The organism is Pandoraea faecigallinarum (assembly GCF_001029105.3).
Lineage (GTDB): Bacteria > Pseudomonadota > Gammaproteobacteria > Burkholderiales > Burkholderiaceae > Pandoraea > Pandoraea faecigallinarum.
Genome location: NZ_CP011807.3, coordinates 618,837 through 633,881, shown reverse-complemented (window position 1 = coordinate 633,881; position 15,045 = coordinate 618,837). Strand labels below are relative to the sequence as shown.

Sequence of the window (15,045 nt, the reverse complement as noted above, 5' to 3'; positions counted from 1 at the left end):
GTGCTCTCACGAATTGGAACTTTGCTCGCTCGCCCCGCAGGCTTGCCATTCGGCCACTCGCGGGCGCCGCTGCCCGGCACGACGCTGGCAAATCATCTGGTACAGCACGGGAAGAACCAATAGCGTGAGGGCGGTCGACGAGAGGATGCCTCCGATGACGACCGTGGCCAGCGGACGTTGAACTTCCGCACCGGTGCCGGTCGCGATCGCCATCGGCACGAAGCCGAGCGACGCGACGAGTGCCGTCATGAGCACCGGCCGAAGGCGCGCGAGCGCACCCTCCCGGACCGCGTCCGCCAACGCATGGCCGCTCTCGCGAAGACTGCGAATGAAGGATATCAGCACCAATCCGTTAAGCACCGCGACACCCGACAAGGCGATGAACCCCACCGCCGCCGTGATCGAGAGCGGCATTGCGCGCAACCACAGCGCGATCAGACCGCCGCTGAGCGCAAACGGTATGCCGGTGAAAACCACCAGCCCGTCGCGCAGATTGCCGAACATGGCGAAAAGCAGCCCGAAGACCAGCAGGAGCGCGACCGGCACCACGACCTTCAGACGGTTCGATGCTGACTGAAGCTGCTCGAACTGGCCGCCCCACGCAGTCCAGTATCCGGCCGGAACACTCACCTTCTCCACCTCGGCGCGCGCCGCCTCGACGAACGACCCCAGATCGCGGCCCCGGACGTTCGCGCTTACGACGATACGGCGCTTGCCGTCCTCGCGACTGATCTGGTTGGGCCCGGGCGCCAGATCCAGTGTCGCGACTTCGGACAGCGGGATGAACGCCGGGAGGGCGCTCGTGCGACTGCCTGCCGCCACCGTTGCAGTCGTTCCCGTATCCGCTTGCGCACGTGCAAGGGCAATTGGCAGACGGCGAATCGAATCGATGTTCTCGCGCAACGTATCGGGCAGGCGCACCACGATACTGAAGCGCCGGTCGCCCTGGAACAGCGTGCCGGCCGTCTGTCCGCCCAGCGCGGCAGCCACGGTGTCCTGCACGTCGGCAACATTCACGCCATACCGGGCAATCTTTTCCCGGTCGACGTTGATCGTGAGCATCGGCAAGCCGGCCGTCTGCTCGACCTTCACTTCCGTCGCGCCTTCGATGCTCCGCAAACGCGCGGCGATGCGCCCGGCCACATCGTTGAGCACGTTCATGTCGTCGCCGAATACCTTGACGGCCACATCGCTTCGTACGCCGGAAATCAACTCGTTGAAGCGAAGCTGGATCGGCTGCGAGAACTCGTAGTTGCTTCCGGGAATCGATCGGGCCACACGCGTCACCTCGTCGATGAGTTGCTCTCGCGTTTTCTTCGGGTCGGGCCAGGCGTCTTTCGGTTTGAGCATGATGTAGCCGTCGGAAATGTTGGGCGGCATCGGATCGGAGGCGACTTCCGCAGTCCCGGTGCGCGCGAACACGCGCTCCACCTCGGGCAACTGCGCCACGAGCGCCTTCTCCAGTTGCTGCTGCATTTGCACCGACTGCGTCAGGCTCGTGCCGGGAATGCGCAGCGCCTGAATGGAGAGATCGCCCTCGTTCAGATTCGGCATGAATTCGCTGCCGAGCCGCGTCGCCAGGGCAAAGGTCAACGCGACCGTCACGCTGGCTCCCAGCAATACGGCGCGTCCGTTCGACAGCGCCCAGTCGAGCGCCGGCTCGTACACGCGCCTTGCCAGACTCATCATGCGATTTTCCTTTTCCGACACGCGATGGCCGATGAACGCCGCAACGGCCGCCGGAATGAACGTGACCGACAGCGCCATGGCAGCGGCCAGCGCCATGACCACCGTCATCGCCATCGGGTGAAACATCTTTCCCTCGACGCCCGTGAGCGCGAAGATCGGCAGGTACACGACCATGATGATGGCCTGCCCGAAAAGCAACGGACGTCGCGCCTCCCGTGCCGCGGCGAAGACCTCCGCGAGTCTTTCCCGCAGCGTGAGCGGCCGCCCGAACGCCTGCTGGGCATGGGCGAGCCGGCGTATACAGTTCTCGACGATCACGACGGCGCCATCGACGATGATGCCGAAGTCGAGTGCCCCCAGACTCATCAGATTCGCGCTCACCCGGGTGGTCGCCATGCCGATGAAGGTCATCAGCATGGCCAGCGGGATCACCAGCGCCGTGATCAATGCCGCGCGCAGATTGCCGAGAAACAGGAACAGGACAGCAATGACAAGCGCGGCGCCTTCCAGCAGATTCTTCCTGACGGTCGCAATCGCCTTTTCGACGAGCGTCGTCCGGTCGTAGACGGGAATCGCCGAGACCCCCGGCGGCAACCCCTTGTTGATCGACACCATCTTCTCCGACACCGCGCGCGAGACGGTTCTGCTGTTCTCACCGATGAGCATGAAGACGGTGCCGAGCACGACTTCCCGTCCGTTCTCGGTGGCCGCGCCTGTGCGAAGTTCGCGGCCAATGCCGACCTGCGCGACGTCCCTGACCTTGATGGGCACGCCGTTGACGTTGTTGAGTACCACGTTGCCGATGTCGTCCGTATCGCGCACCTGCGCAGGCACGCGTATCAGATACTGCTCTCCGCGACGCTCGATGTAGCCGGCGCCCACGTTCGCATTGTTGCGCTCCAGCGCGCGCACGACTTCGGCGAGCGTCAACCCGTAGGCAGCGAGCCGCGCGGGATCCGGCGCGACCTGATACTCCTTTGCATAGCCGCCAATCGTATTGATTTCCGTTACGCCGGGAACACCGCGCAACTGAGGTTTGATGATCCAGTCCTGTATTTCCCGCAGATCCGTTGGCGTGTATGGGGTGTTGTCCGGCTTGCGTGCATCGGCACTGGCTTCCACCGTCCACAGATAGATTTCGCCGAGCCCGGTCGAGATCGGTCCCATTTCCGGGTTGATGCCGGCGGGCAGTTTCTCCTTGGCCTGAGCGATGCGTTCGCTGACCAGTTGTCGCGCGAAATAGATGTCGGTGCCGTCCTTGAAAATGACGGTGACCTGCGACAGTCCGTAACGTGACATCGAGCGCGACTGCGTCACCCCCGGCAACCCCGCCATCGCGGACTCGATCGGAAACGTGACCCGCTGCTCGGCTTCCAGCGGCGAATATCCCGGCACGTTGGTGTTGATCTGCACCTGAACGTTCGTGATATCCGGCACCGCATCGATCGGCAGCCGCTGATAGGCCAATACACCGGCAGCGGCAATGGCGAGCGTGATGACGAGCGTCAGCCAGCGATGGCCTATGGAAAATTGAATGATGCGTTCGAACATGCTTCGTTCTCCGGTCTCAATGGCCATGCTCTGCGGTGCTCTTGCCGAGTTCCGCCTTGAGGATGAAGCTGTTTGCCGCGGCATAAGGCGTGTTGGCCGGCAGGCCGTTTACGATCTCGACGAATTCGCCATCCCTGCGACCGGTCTCGACCGGCGTCGCTCTGAAGCCGTCGGCGGTTCTGACGAAGACCACCGTGCGCCCCTGCACGTTCTGGAGCGCATCGGCCGAAACGGCGACCGGCACACGGGCTTCGTTCGTTCCCACGACGACATTCACGAATACCCCGGGACGCCAGACGCGATCCGGGTTTTGCAATGTCACGCGGGCCGTGGCGGTACGCGTCTGCTCACCGAGCAGCGAGCCGACATACGCGACGGTTCCCTTTGCCTGCGAGTCGAAAGCCGTTGCACCGACGGTAACGGGCGTGCCGACGCGCACCACCCCCAGCGACTGGGCCGGCACCGCAATTTCGGCCCAGACCGTCGAAAGATCGGAGATCGTGAACAGATTGGCGGTGTCGGCCACCAGTTCTCCCTGCGTGGCATGCTTCTCGAGCACCGTGCCGTCGAAAGGCGCGCGCAGTTCCAACCGGCTCATCGCACCGGCACTGCCCTTGTCCGCGCCCACGGCGCCCAGTTTCTGGCTTGCATTGCGCACGGCGATATCGGCCTCGCGCAGCGCCTGCTGCGCCTGAATGAAATCCTGCTCCGCCGAGATCTTTTCCTCCCAAAGCGATTTCTCGCGCTCGAACGTCTTCCACGCGACGGCGCGCCGCTCCTGCGCGGTGAGCAGTTCGGCACGCTGCTCGGATACCTGCGTGCTGGAGATTACGGCGAGTACCTCGCCGCGTTTCACTTGCTGTCCCAGACTGACATTGACCCGCTCGATCACGCCGCTCACCCTCGGCACGATATGTCCCGTCCGGTCCTCGTTGAAGCGGATCTCGCCGGGCAATTCCATCTGCTCTGCAATACGGGCCATGCCGGCCGGCTTCACGTCGATACCCGCAGCGCTCACCTGTGCGGGTGTCATGCTCACGATGCCCGCTTCATCGTGCGCCTCGTTCTGCGCTTCATCGTGTGGTCTGCCGGGGACATCCGCCTTCGCATTGCCCTTTTCCGTGTCGACATGGCCGTCGTGATTAGTGCGCGCTGCCGCATCGACAACGGGCGGCCGGCTTTGCGTCGACGCACCGGAGCGTTCCGCGCGCATGAACGTCACGCCCGCGCCGATACACAGGACGACGACGGCGCCGATGGCAAATTTCGTTTTGGCTCGTGGCAAAGTGGATCCTCATTGAATGGACGGTTGCGTGATTTTTTCGGCCGTCAGCAGCGCGACACCATCGACCGAGCCACCGACAGCGAGGCTGACCGATGCATAGGCGCTGTAGACCCGCGCGACGGCGGCAATGTATTGGGAGCGGGCCTGCGCGAGCGTTCGCTGTGCGTCGAGCACATCGAGAAAGCCGAATTTCCCCAGAAGAAAGCCCCGGCGCGTGGCGTCGTAGGCGGTCTGTGCCTGCGGCAGTATCTGCTCGCGCAGCCGCACGCTTGCATCCCGCATCGACACGAATTCGGCGTGCGCGTCCTGCAACGCGGTCCGTTGTTGCTGTCGCACGCCCAGGTAAGCGTCGCGCGCCATTTCGGCACGCTGGGCCGCTTCCATCGTGGCGCCCCGGCGCGTGTCGAAGATCGGCAAGGGAATCGAGAGTCCGACGACGGCCTGATTATCGACGCGTGCACCGTCGCTCACTCGTTTGAGTCCCAAAGAGACGCTCACATCCGGTACACGCTGTGCGCTCTCGAGCTTCGCCAGGGCGCTGCGTCGAACGATTTCTTCGCTGGCCGACTGCAACGTGGGAGTCGTCTCCAACGCGGCGACGAGCGAGGACCAGCCAGGCACTTGCGGAAGCGTCTCCAGCGACCCCGCCAGATCGCGCGGCAGCTCGGCTTCGCCGATGCCCAACGACTGCGCGAGGCGCGCGCGTGTGCGCGTGAGCGCGGCTTGTGCGCTCATGCGCTCGATCCCCGCGTTGTCGGCGGCGATTTGCGCGCGCCCTTCGTCGACGGGCGAGACTTTCCCGGCCAGTACCCGGCGCTGCGCTGCCGCAAACGTTTCTTCGGCGATCTTCGCCGTTTCGTCGGCGAGCGCCACGAGTTCGGTAGCCGCAAGCGTCTCGAAATACCGCGTGACCACCTCGCTTCGCACGGTCGCTTCGCTCGTCTGCGCATCGAACATCGCCGCGCGTTGTGCGGCCGAACTCGCTTCGATGCGGTAGCGGCGCTTGGCCCCGAGTTCGATCGGTTGCGTCACCTGTGCGGTAGTCGTGCGCGACGTGCTGCGGAAATCTTCCTGCACCACGGAGAACTCGGGATTGGGGCGCGCGCCCGCCTGAATCCGGGCGCCGGCTTGTGCATCGACTTCCCGCCGTGCCAGACGCAGCACGGTATTGTTTTCCAGGGCGATCCGCATGGCTTGTCCGAGCGTGAGTCCGGGTTCGGCACCGATGGGCTTCACCGATGCGGCGGCAACGGGCTGCGCGCGGGCGGCCATGGGGCTCAGGCCGCTGGTCGCGAGACATAGCGAGACAATCAACTTCTTCATGGCGAAATGTCCAGTTCGTCCCCGAACCGGGACGGCCCTGACTGCGGGCCGACGGACCGGCGGGGCGAGACAAGGTGACGCGACAGACATCGCGTGATCGGAAAAATCGGGAGAGTCGGCGCTGATCCGGGCGAACCGGGTTGCGCCTGGCGGTCAGTTTGTCGCGGTGCGCGGGTACACCGTATCGTGTTGATTCAGCAGCCCCTGTTGCGCGGCGGCTTCGAGTTCTTCGCGAACTTGCGCGCGCGTCTTTCGCGACGGCGACTGGGACGATTGCAGCGCCTTGAGATTGGAGACGACTGGAACGCCGCTGGCGTGCGCATCGCGGATCTGCTTTTCGATGTCTGCGCGATTCGCCGCTGCGCCGGATTCGAACATCGGCAGGTTGTTGTCGTAGCGCGCCGTGGCCTGAACGGAAGCTGAAATCACCAGCCCCACACCCACGGCGATAGACAGAAGAAGGCGCTTTTGCATTTGTGTACTCCTTATGTTGAGAGTGGTAAGGAAACAACCGGCTTGCCAGGCCTGTTGGGTACCATCGTAAGGAGCGCTCACCAACGCCAGCATTAACGCGGGATTACATTTTTGTCATGTGGGTGGACAGCCCGCCGCGGGATGCGACGCGGGCAGGCAGACGGCGGGCGAACGAGGCGCTCGCCCGCGCGAGATACGCCGGTGCGGTCACGAGCATGCGCGGCACCATCCCAACGCACAGGCGACGAACAATAAAAAACCCCGGCGGCGCAAGGCCCCGGGGCTGGTTTGCGTTGACGGCAAACGGGTCCGTCAGAACGGGATGTCGTCGTCCATGTCGTCGAAGCCGCCGCCGGACTGCTTGGCCGGCGCTTGCTGACGGCCACCGCCGCCACCGCCGCCACGCGAGTAACCGCCTCCACCGCCACCGCCTTCGTCGCCGCCGCCGCGCGAGTAGCCACCGCCACCGCCGCCGCCGTCACCGCCACGACCACCGAGCATCTGCATCTGGTCAGCCACGATTTCCGTGCTGTAACGGTCCGTGCCGTCCTGCGCCTGGTACTTGCGCGTCCGGATACGGCCTTCGATATACACCGACGAACCCTTCTTGAGGTACTCGTTCACGATTTCGGCAAGGCGACCGAAGAACGACACCCGGTGCCATTCCGTCATTTCCTTGAATTCGCCGGACTGCTTGTCCTTGTAACGGTCGGTCGTGGCCAGACGAATATTCGCAACCGCATCGCCGCTCGGCATGTAGCGGACTTCGGGGTCGGCGCCCAAATTGCCGACCAGAATCACTTTGTTGACTGATGCCATAAATCTTTCTCCGGTATTGCTGAAATCCGATCAGGATTGACGAGGCGCTGGCGTCCTCATCGGTGCGGCGATTATAAGCCACACGACTGCGCCGACCGCACACGTCAGGAAGATTGCGTTTTGACCGTAGTGGGTCATCAGAAAACCCCCTAGCGCCCCACCGCAGAAAAGACCGAGCGCCTGGGTCGTGTTGTACACCCCGACAGCGGCACCCTTGCGCTGGCCCGGCGCCAGTTTCGACACCAGCGACGGCTGCGACGCTTCGAGCACGTTAAAGCCGAGGAAGTAGACAAACAGCACCACGGCAATCATGCCGACCGTCGGCGGCAACCCGCCCAGCGCCACCTGCGCCACCGCCACCAGCGCAATCGCCGTGAGCAGCACCGCCTTCATCCGGCCGCGCTTTTCCGCCGCAATGATCGCAGGCACCATCGCCACGAACGACAGCCCCATCACCGGCAGATACACCTCCCAATGCTGGGCAACCGGCAGTCCGGCGGCAACCAGCATGCGCGGCATCGCCACGAACAGCGCCGTCTGCGTCGCGTGCAACACGAACACGCCGAAATTCAACCGCAGCAGTTCCGGGTGATGCAGCACTTCCGAGAACGGTGCGGGCCCTGACTTGGCCTGAACGGGCGGCGTGGGCACCACCCAGAGCACCACGAAGATCGCCAGCACCGCGAGAATGCCGATGGCCGAGAACAGGCCGCTCATGCCGAGCCATTGATACAGGAAGGGCGCGCAAACGATCGCTACGGCAAACGACACGCCGATGCTGCCGCCGATCATCGCCATCGCCTTGGTGCGGTTTGCGTCGCTCGTCAGGTCCGCCACGCAAGCCATGACGGCCGACGAAATCGCCCCCGACCCCTGAATCGCGCGGCCGACGATGATCCACGTCAGGTCGTGCGCCATTGCCGCGACCAGCGAGCCGACGGCAAACACGATGAGCCCGAAAACGATGACCGGCTTGCGGCCCAGACGGTCGGACGCCCATCCGTACGGGATGTACAGCAGGGACTGCGTCAGGCCGTAAATGCCGATGGCCAGACCGACGAGGAACGTGTTGTTGCCCCCCGGAAGCGTCTGCGCGAAGACCGAAAATACCGGCATGATGAGGAACAGGCCGAGCATGCGCAGTGCAAAAATCCCCGCGAGCGACGCACTGGCGCGCACTTCTAGCGGGGTCATGCGGCCACCTCGGCCGCGTGTCGAGGCAGGAGAAGCGGAAGTCACGGAATCAGTAGACATTACGTCCTGAGAGATGGAAAAAGCGCGTGCGGCTTCGGAATTGTCTGATGATTGCGCCTGGACGTCCGGTTCGCCGGCCGCCGCGGCGGACTTGGCGGCAGGCATGCGAAAACCGTCTTCCGTCCTACGGCCACGGGCGGGCGCCGGCCTCTGGAAACCGGGCGGTTCGTCCCCATCTGTCCTCCTTGCCGGCGAACCGCCCGAGACAGCTCGTCAGCAGGGATCAGCCCCGGCAATCAAACTTAGGTATATTAGCAGGTTTAGCCGCCCTGATTTCCCCCAGCGGCCCGCCCGACCGCTCCCGCCGCCTGCCGCGTCGATGCCCGGCCACCGCCGTGCCGGCGCAGCCCGACGTCCCGGGAAATTCAGGCGCTTGGGGACCGGAGCCCGCCCCGCGACAATTCGCCGCGCGGGTTCCTCGGCGACGACCCGGAACCGTCAATGGAAACCATCCGTATTCGTGGGGCTCGCACCCACAACCTCAAGAACGTCAATCTCGACTTGCCACGCCACCAGCTCGTGGTGATCACCGGCCTGTCGGGTTCCGGCAAGTCGTCGCTCGCTTTCGACACGCTTTACGCGGAAGGTCAACGCCGGTACGTCGAAAGCCTGTCGGCGTACGCCCGTCAGTTCCTGCAACTGATGGAAAAGCCCGACGTCGATCTGATCGAAGGCCTGTCGCCGGCGATCTCCATCGAGCAAAAGGCGACGTCGCACAACCCGCGCTCCACCGTCGGCACAGTCACTGAAATTCACGATTACCTGCGGCTGCTCTACGCACGCGTGGGCACCCCCTACTGCCCCGATCACGGCCTGCCGCTCGAATCGCAAAGCGTCTCGCAAATGGTCGACGCCGTGCTCGCGTTGCCCGAAGACACCAAGCTCATGATCCTTGCGCCGATCGTCGTCGACCGCAAGGGCGAGCATGCGGACCTCTTCGAGTCGATGCAGGCGCAGGGCTTCGTACGCTTTCGCATCCGCTCGGGGGGCGGCGCCGCCAACGAAGGCACGGCGCGCGTGTACGACATCGAGGCCCTGCCCAAGCTCAAGAAGACGGAGAAGCACTCCATTGACGTGGTCATCGATCGCGTGAAGGTGCGCGCCGATCTCAAGCAACGTCTGGCCGAATCGTTCGAGACAGCGCTGCGGCTGGCCGACGGCCGCGCCGTCGCGCTCGAAATGGACACCGACAAGGAATACGTGTTCAGCTCGAAATTCGCTTGCCCGGTGTGCTCGTATTCGTTACAAGAACTCGAACCCCGCCTGTTCTCGTTCAACAACCCGATGGGGGCGTGCCCGACGTGCGACGGGCTGGGTCAGATGACGTTCTTCGATCCGAAGCGCGTGGTCGCGTTTCCGGCGCTCTCGCTTGCGTCCGGCGCGATCAAGGGCTGGGACCGGCGCAATCAGTTTTACTTCCAGATGCTGCAAAGCCTTGCGGCGTTCTACGACTTCGACGTCGATACCCCGTTCGAAGAACTCGCCGAAGACACCCAGAAGATCGTGCTGTACGGCTCGGGCGAGCAGGAGATTCCGTTCACGTACGTCAACGAGAAAGGCCGCACGTCGGTGCGCTCGCACGCGTTCGAAGGCATCATCCCGAATCTGGAGCGGCGCTATCGCGAAACCGATTCGGTCGCGGTGCGCGAGGAACTCGCCAAGTATCAGAACAATCGGGCGTGCCCCGATTGCGAGGGCAGCCGTCTGCGCCGCGAAGCGCGTTTCGTCAAGGTGGGCGAGGACAAGCAGGCCCGTGCCATCTACGAGATCGGAAACCTGCCCCTGCGCGAGGCACTTGGCTATTTCCACGAACTGGTGCTGCACGGATCGAAGCGCGAGATCGCCGACAAGATCGTGAAGGAAATCGTGGCGCGCCTGACGTTCCTGAATAACGTCGGCCTCGACTACCTCTCGCTGGAGCGCAGCGCCGACACCCTCTCGGGCGGCGAAGCGCAGCGCATCCGTCTGGCGTCGCAGATCGGCTCGGGTCTCACGGGGGTGATGTACGTGCTCGACGAGCCGTCCATCGGTCTGCACCAGCGCGATAACGATCGCCTGATCGGCACGCTCAAGCATCTGCGCGACCTCGGCAACTCCGTGATCGTGGTCGAGCATGACGAAGACATGATTCTCGCGAGCGACTACGTCGTCGACATGGGGCTTGGCGCGGGCATTCACGGCGGGACGGTGATTGCACAGGGCAGTCCGGAACAGATCGAGAAGTCGGCGCAATCGTTGACCGGCCAATACCTCTCGGGCGCGCGCCGCATCGAAGTCCCTGCCGAGCGTCGTGCGCCGGGCGAGGACTATCTGCGCATCGTCGATGCCACGGGCAACAACCTCAGGCACGTCAATCTGGACCTGCCGGTCGGTCTGCTCACGTGCGTGACGGGCGTCTCCGGCTCGGGCAAGTCGACCCTCATCAACGATACGCTGTATCACGCCGTGGCGCGCCATCTGTACGGCTCGTCGGCCGAACCGGCACCGTACGAACAGATCGACGGGCTGGAGCACTTCGACAAGGTCATCAACGTCGACCAGTCGCCTATCGGTCGCACGCCGCGCTCGAATCCCGCCACCTATACGGGACTGTTCACCCCGATTCGCGAACTGTTCGCGGGCGTGCCGACAGCCAAGGAACGTGGTTACGATCCGGGCCGTTTCTCGTTCAACGTGAAGGGCGGACGCTGCGAAGCCTGTCAGGGCGATGGCGTCATCAAGGTCGAGATGCACTTCCTTCCGGACGTGTATGTGCCGTGCGACGTTTGCCACGGCAAGCGTTACAACCGCGAGACGCTGGAAGTCCAATACAAGGGACGCAACATCTCGGAAGTGCTCGACATGACGGTCGAGCAGGCGCATGAGTTCTTCAAGCCCGTGCCGGTCGTGGCGCGCAAGCTCAAGACACTGCTCGATGTCGGCCTCGGTTATATCCGTCTCGGCCAGTCGGCCACCACCCTCTCGGGCGGCGAGGCACAGCGCGTGAAGTTGTCGCTGGAACTGTCCAAGCGCGATACCGGCAGAACGTTGTATATCCTTGACGAACCGACCACCGGCCTGCATTTCCACGACATTGAATTGCTGCTCACGGTGATTCACCGGTTGCGCGATCAGGGCAACACCGTGGTTATCATCGAACACAATCTCGACGTGATCAAAACGGCGGATTGGGTGATCGATCTCGGGCCGGAAGGCGGTGCGGGCGGCGGGCAGATCATTGCACAGGGCACGCCCGAGCAGGTCGCCGCGAGCAAGGCCAGCTTCACCGGCAAGTATCTCGCGCCGCTGCTCACGCGCGGGAAGTAAGACGCAAGGCAAGAAGGGAAGCCGGGCGGGCGCTCGCGAAGCGCCGCTCGTGCCTCGCCGGCCGCACCGCGGCGCGAGGATTTTTTAAGGACGTCATCTCATGGAACCGCGCTCTGGCTGGACTCCGGACCGCAACTTCTGGGTCGAACTGGCAAGCTATGTCTTCGCCGCCGGCGCCCTTTGGCTGATACTTAGCATCCACCTGTTGTCGGCGGTACTCGCGGGCATGGTGGTCTATCAGCTCGTCCACGTGCTGGGGCCGCGTCTGCAGTTACGCATTTCCAGCGAGCGCGCGCGGCTCGTCGCCGTGGCACTCCTGTCGGCGCTCATCGTCGCGCTGATGACCGCGCTGATCTTCGGCATCATCACCTTCTTTCGCAGCGATGCAGGACATCTCGAACACATCAACGGCCGCATGATGGAAGCGGTCGAGCAGGCGCGCTCGCAACTGCCGATGTGGGTGACCGACCGGCTTCCCGCGGACGGGGAAGACATTCATCAGGCGATTACGGGCTTTCTGAAAGACCACACGCAGGAGATGTCGCTCGTCGGCAAGGAGGCGCTCAATGCAATGGTGCACATCGTCGTGGGATTGGTGCTGGGCGCACTCGTGGCGCTGTCGTCGGTGCGCCCCGTGCACCACATGCGGCCGCTCGCCGCGGCCCTCACACGTCGCGTGACGTTGTTCGGCGACGCCTTCCGGCGCATCGTCTTTGCGCAGGTGAAGATCTCCGCGATCAACACGCTGTTCACCGGCATCTTTCTGATCGGCATTCTGCCACTGTTCGACATTCACCTGCCGCTGCGCAAGACGATGATCGTCGTGACGTTCGTGGTCGGCCTGCTGCCGGTCGTGGGCAATCTGATCTCGAACACGTTCATCGTGGTACTCGGCCTGTCGGTGTCGCTGTACGTGGCGATTGCGGCGCTCGTCTTTCTGATCGTCATCCACAAGCTCGAATACTTCCTCAACGCCCGTATCGTCGGCACCCAGATTCAGTCGCGCGCGTGGGAATTGCTGCTGGCGATGATCGTGCTGGAGGCCGCGTTCGGATTGCCGGGACTGATCGCCGCACCCATCTATTACGGCTACCTCAGGAGCGAACTGGCGGAAAAGCAGCTCGTGTGAGCCGTAGCCGCCGCAAACGCCCGCTGCCGGCAGTCGCCTTTCGCGACGGACCGGCGCCGGGCGTAACCTTTGACGTCGATTTGACATTTCGTCGACCAATGACATAATGTCAAAATCATGAAATCCGGAAAAACTCCCGCCGCCGGCAAGCTCGACGAGAACACGCTGTTGCTGCGTGAAGGGCGCAAAATCGTCGAAGCGCTCGGCCAGACGTTCGCACCACTCGTCGAAGTGGTGCTGCACGACCTGACCAATCCCGACCATGCCATCGTGGCCATCGCCAACAATCTGTCGGGCCGCGAACCGGGCGACGCTGTCACGGAGATGGGGCTCGCGCGTATTGCGGATCCGGCCTTTCCCGAAGTCATCGCCAACTACGCAAACCGGTTTCCGGATGGGCGCCCGGCCAAGAGCACGTCCATCGGGCTGAAGAACAGCAGCGGCGAGTACGTGGCGGCCATTTGCCTGAACATGGACATCTCCATGCTGGCGGCTGCCGCAGCGAGCGTTCAGCAACTGGTGAACGTTCCGAATCAGGCACCGGCATCGGTCAAAGAGACGCTCTCCAATCGGCGTCTGGACGACATCGCCCCGCTCATCGCCGAATTCGCGGCGCAGCGCAACACCACGCCGCAGGCGCTCACGCTCGGGCAACGCCGCGAAGCGATCCGTCTTATCGAAGCACGCGGGCTGCTCGATCTGCGTCACGCGCATGCCGAAGTCGCGCGCACGCTGGGCGTCGCGCGATCCACCGTGTACACCTATCTCTCCGACCCGAAAGGTGCGTCATGACGACCCCCACGCAGCCTCCCTGCGCCCCCCAGACCCCGCTGGCGATCACGTATGGCGACGTCGTTGCCGCGCATGACCGGATTCGCCAGGCGGCGCATCGCACACCCGTACTCACGTCGCGCACCGCCGACGCCATGGCCGGCGCGAGCCTCTTCTTCAAGGCGGAGAATTTCCAGCGCATGGGCGCCTTCAAATTCCGCGGCGCCTATAACGCGATTTCGCAATTCACTGCCGAGCAAAAGCGCGCGGGCGTGCTGGCGTTCTCGTCGGGCAACCATGCGCAGGCCATCGCCCTGTCCGCACGTGAGCTGGGCGTGCCGGCCGTCATCCTCATGCCGCATGACGCACCGCAAATGAAGGTCGACGCCACGCGCGGCTACGGCGCAGAAGTGATTCTGTACGACCGCTATCAGGAAGACCGCGAAATGCTGGCCAGCCGCCTGGCGACCGAGCGCGGCATGACGCTGATTCCGCCTTACGATCATCCGCATGTCATGGCCGGACAGGGAACGGCGGCAAAGGAACTGATCGAGGACGCGGGCGAACTGGACGTTCTCGTCGTGTGCCTGGGTGGCGGCGGGCTGCTCTCAGGCAGCGCGGTCGCCGCACGCGCGCTGAATCCGAACATCGAAATCTATGGCGTGGAGCCCGAGGCGGGCAACGACGGTCAGCAGAGTTTCCGTGCGGACAAGGTCGTTCACATCGACACGCCACGCACGATTGCGGACGGCGCGCAGACGCAGCATCTCGGCCAATACACGTTCCCGGTCATTCGTTCGCTGGTCGACGACATCCTCACGGTGTCCGACGACGAACTCGTCAGCACCATGCAGTTCTTCGCCAGCCGCATGAAGATCGTGGTCGAGCCCACAGGCTGCCTTGCCGCGGCGGCGGTGCTGCATGGGAAGATCGACGTACGCGGCAAGCGCGCCGGCATTGTCCTTTCGGGTGGCAACGTCGATCTCGCGCGGTTCGCCAGACTCACTCTCGGAGACGTGGCATGACGCAGGAACGTGGCATCGAATCGGTCAACGTACCGACAATGCAGCCGCCGCGAGGTCACTATTCGCACGGCGTTTGCGCGAATGGCTTCGTGTTTGTCTCGGGCCAGTTGCCGATCACGCCGGAGGGTGAGCGTCTGAGCGGCGCACCGTTCGAAGTGCAGGCGAAGCAGGCGCTGGATAACGTCGCGGCGATTCTCACCGCGTGCGGCTCGGGCATCAGCCGCCTGGTGCAGGTTCGCGTGTATGTCACGAGCGTCGATCACTGGGGGCCGTTCAACGAGGTCTACGCCGCTTGGGCCGGCGATGCGAGACCTGCGCGTTGCGTGGTGCCGGTGCCTGCGCTGAGCCACGGTGTCGCCGTGGAAATCGAGGCGACCGCGCTGGCGGGCTAGCCGCCACGAATCACAACTGCGCGAATC

11 protein-coding genes are annotated in these 15,045 nt (G+C 63.9%); 5 read left to right on the top strand and 6 right to left on the bottom strand.

Translation table 11 applies throughout. The features are described 5' to 3' along the window. Nucleotides 1-6: 6 nt before the first annotated feature. The 6 genes from AB870_RS02890 to AB870_RS02865 all read right to left on the bottom strand — a co-directional run bounded on the left by AB870_RS02890 (nucleotide 7) and on the right by AB870_RS02865 (nucleotide 8,335). Nucleotides 7-3,240, bottom strand: a complete 3,234-nt coding sequence (locus AB870_RS02890) for an efflux RND transporter permease subunit (protein WP_084663264.1) — start codon at nucleotides 3,238-3,240, stop codon at nucleotides 7-9. A 16-nt stretch (nucleotides 3,241-3,256) separates the two neighbouring features. After that, nucleotides 3,257-4,525 carry an efflux RND transporter periplasmic adaptor subunit gene (locus AB870_RS02885; RefSeq protein WP_047906865.1) on the bottom strand — a complete coding sequence of 423 codons (1,269 nt, stop codon included), beginning with the start codon at nucleotides 4,523-4,525 and terminating at the stop codon, nucleotides 3,257-3,259. A gap of 9 nt (nucleotides 4,526-4,534) precedes the next feature. Further along, a complete protein-coding gene (locus AB870_RS02880) occupies nucleotides 4,535-5,848 on the bottom strand; it encodes a TolC family protein (protein WP_047906864.1) in 1,314 nt (437 codons plus the stop codon). Nucleotides 5,849-6,001: 153 nt separating this feature from the next. Then, nucleotides 6,002-6,322, bottom strand: coding sequence for a DUF4148 domain-containing protein (locus AB870_RS02875; protein ID WP_047906863.1), 321 nt, complete (start codon nucleotides 6,320-6,322; stop codon nucleotides 6,002-6,004). Between the two features lie 312 nt (nucleotides 6,323-6,634). After that, nucleotides 6,635-7,141, bottom strand: a complete 507-nt coding sequence (locus AB870_RS02870) for a single-stranded DNA-binding protein (RefSeq protein ID WP_047906862.1) — start codon at nucleotides 7,139-7,141, stop codon at nucleotides 6,635-6,637. Nucleotides 7,142-7,171: 30 nt separating this feature from the next. Beyond that, nucleotides 7,172-8,335: an MFS transporter gene (locus AB870_RS02865; protein ID WP_047906861.1), complete on the bottom strand. Its 1,164-nt coding sequence runs from the start codon at nucleotides 8,333-8,335 to the stop codon at nucleotides 7,172-7,174. A gap of 501 nt (nucleotides 8,336-8,836) precedes the next feature. Between AB870_RS02865 and uvrA the strand changes: the two genes are divergently transcribed. The 5 genes from uvrA to AB870_RS02840 all read left to right on the top strand — a co-directional run bounded on the left by uvrA (nucleotide 8,837) and on the right by AB870_RS02840 (nucleotide 15,018). Then, on the top strand, nucleotides 8,837-11,701 hold the full coding sequence (gene uvrA / locus AB870_RS02860; protein ID WP_047906860.1) for an excinuclease ABC subunit UvrA: 2,865 nt from the start codon (nucleotides 8,837-8,839) through the stop codon (nucleotides 11,699-11,701). A gap of 100 nt (nucleotides 11,702-11,801) precedes the next feature. Further along, a complete protein-coding gene (locus tag AB870_RS02855) occupies nucleotides 11,802-12,830 on the top strand; it encodes an AI-2E family transporter (RefSeq protein ID WP_047906859.1) in 1,029 nt (342 codons plus the stop codon). Nucleotides 12,831-12,947: 117 nt separating this feature from the next. Further along, complete coding sequence (locus tag AB870_RS02850; protein ID WP_047906858.1) at nucleotides 12,948-13,622, top strand: helix-turn-helix transcriptional regulator; 675 nt, start codon at nucleotides 12,948-12,950, stop codon at nucleotides 13,620-13,622. Further along, the gene (locus AB870_RS02845) at nucleotides 13,619-14,626 is read left to right on the top strand and encodes a threo-3-hydroxy-L-aspartate ammonia-lyase (RefSeq protein WP_047906857.1); all 1,008 of its coding nucleotides are present in this window, start codon (nucleotides 13,619-13,621) and stop codon (nucleotides 14,624-14,626) included. The genes AB870_RS02850 and AB870_RS02845 overlap by 4 nt, the downstream gene beginning before the upstream one ends. Further along, nucleotides 14,623-15,018, top strand: coding sequence for a RidA family protein (locus AB870_RS02840; protein WP_047906856.1), 396 nt, complete (start codon nucleotides 14,623-14,625; stop codon nucleotides 15,016-15,018). Before AB870_RS02845 ends, AB870_RS02840 begins: the two co-directional genes overlap by 4 nt. Nucleotides 15,019-15,045 lie beyond the last annotated feature (27 nt).

Excerpts from the sequence above, each read along its gene's own strand:
- AB870_RS02890 (WP_084663264.1), bottom strand. The coding sequence starts at position 3,240 with ATGTTCGAACGCATCATTCAATTTTCCATAGGCCATCGCTGGCTGACG.
- AB870_RS02880 (WP_047906864.1), bottom strand. The coding sequence starts at position 5,848 with ATGAAGAAGTTGATTGTCTCGCTATGTCTCGCGACCAGCGGCCTGAGC.
- AB870_RS02875 (WP_047906863.1), bottom strand. The coding sequence starts at position 6,322 with ATGCAAAAGCGCCTTCTTCTGTCTATCGCCGTGGGTGTGGGGCTGGTG.
- AB870_RS02870 (WP_047906862.1), bottom strand. The coding sequence starts at position 7,141 with ATGGCATCAGTCAACAAAGTGATTCTGGTCGGCAATTTGGGCGCCGAC.
- AB870_RS02865 (WP_047906861.1), bottom strand. The coding sequence starts at position 8,335 with ATGACCCCGCTAGAAGTGCGCGCCAGTGCGTCGCTCGCGGGGATTTTT.
- uvrA (WP_047906860.1), top strand. The coding sequence starts at position 8,837 with ATGGAAACCATCCGTATTCGTGGGGCTCGCACCCACAACCTCAAGAAC.
- AB870_RS02855 (WP_047906859.1), top strand. The coding sequence starts at position 11,802 with ATGGAACCGCGCTCTGGCTGGACTCCGGACCGCAACTTCTGGGTCGAA.
- AB870_RS02850 (WP_047906858.1), top strand. The coding sequence starts at position 12,948 with ATGAAATCCGGAAAAACTCCCGCCGCCGGCAAGCTCGACGAGAACACG.
- AB870_RS02845 (WP_047906857.1), top strand. The coding sequence starts at position 13,619 with ATGACGACCCCCACGCAGCCTCCCTGCGCCCCCCAGACCCCGCTGGCG.
- AB870_RS02840 (WP_047906856.1), top strand. The coding sequence starts at position 14,623 with ATGACGCAGGAACGTGGCATCGAATCGGTCAACGTACCGACAATGCAG.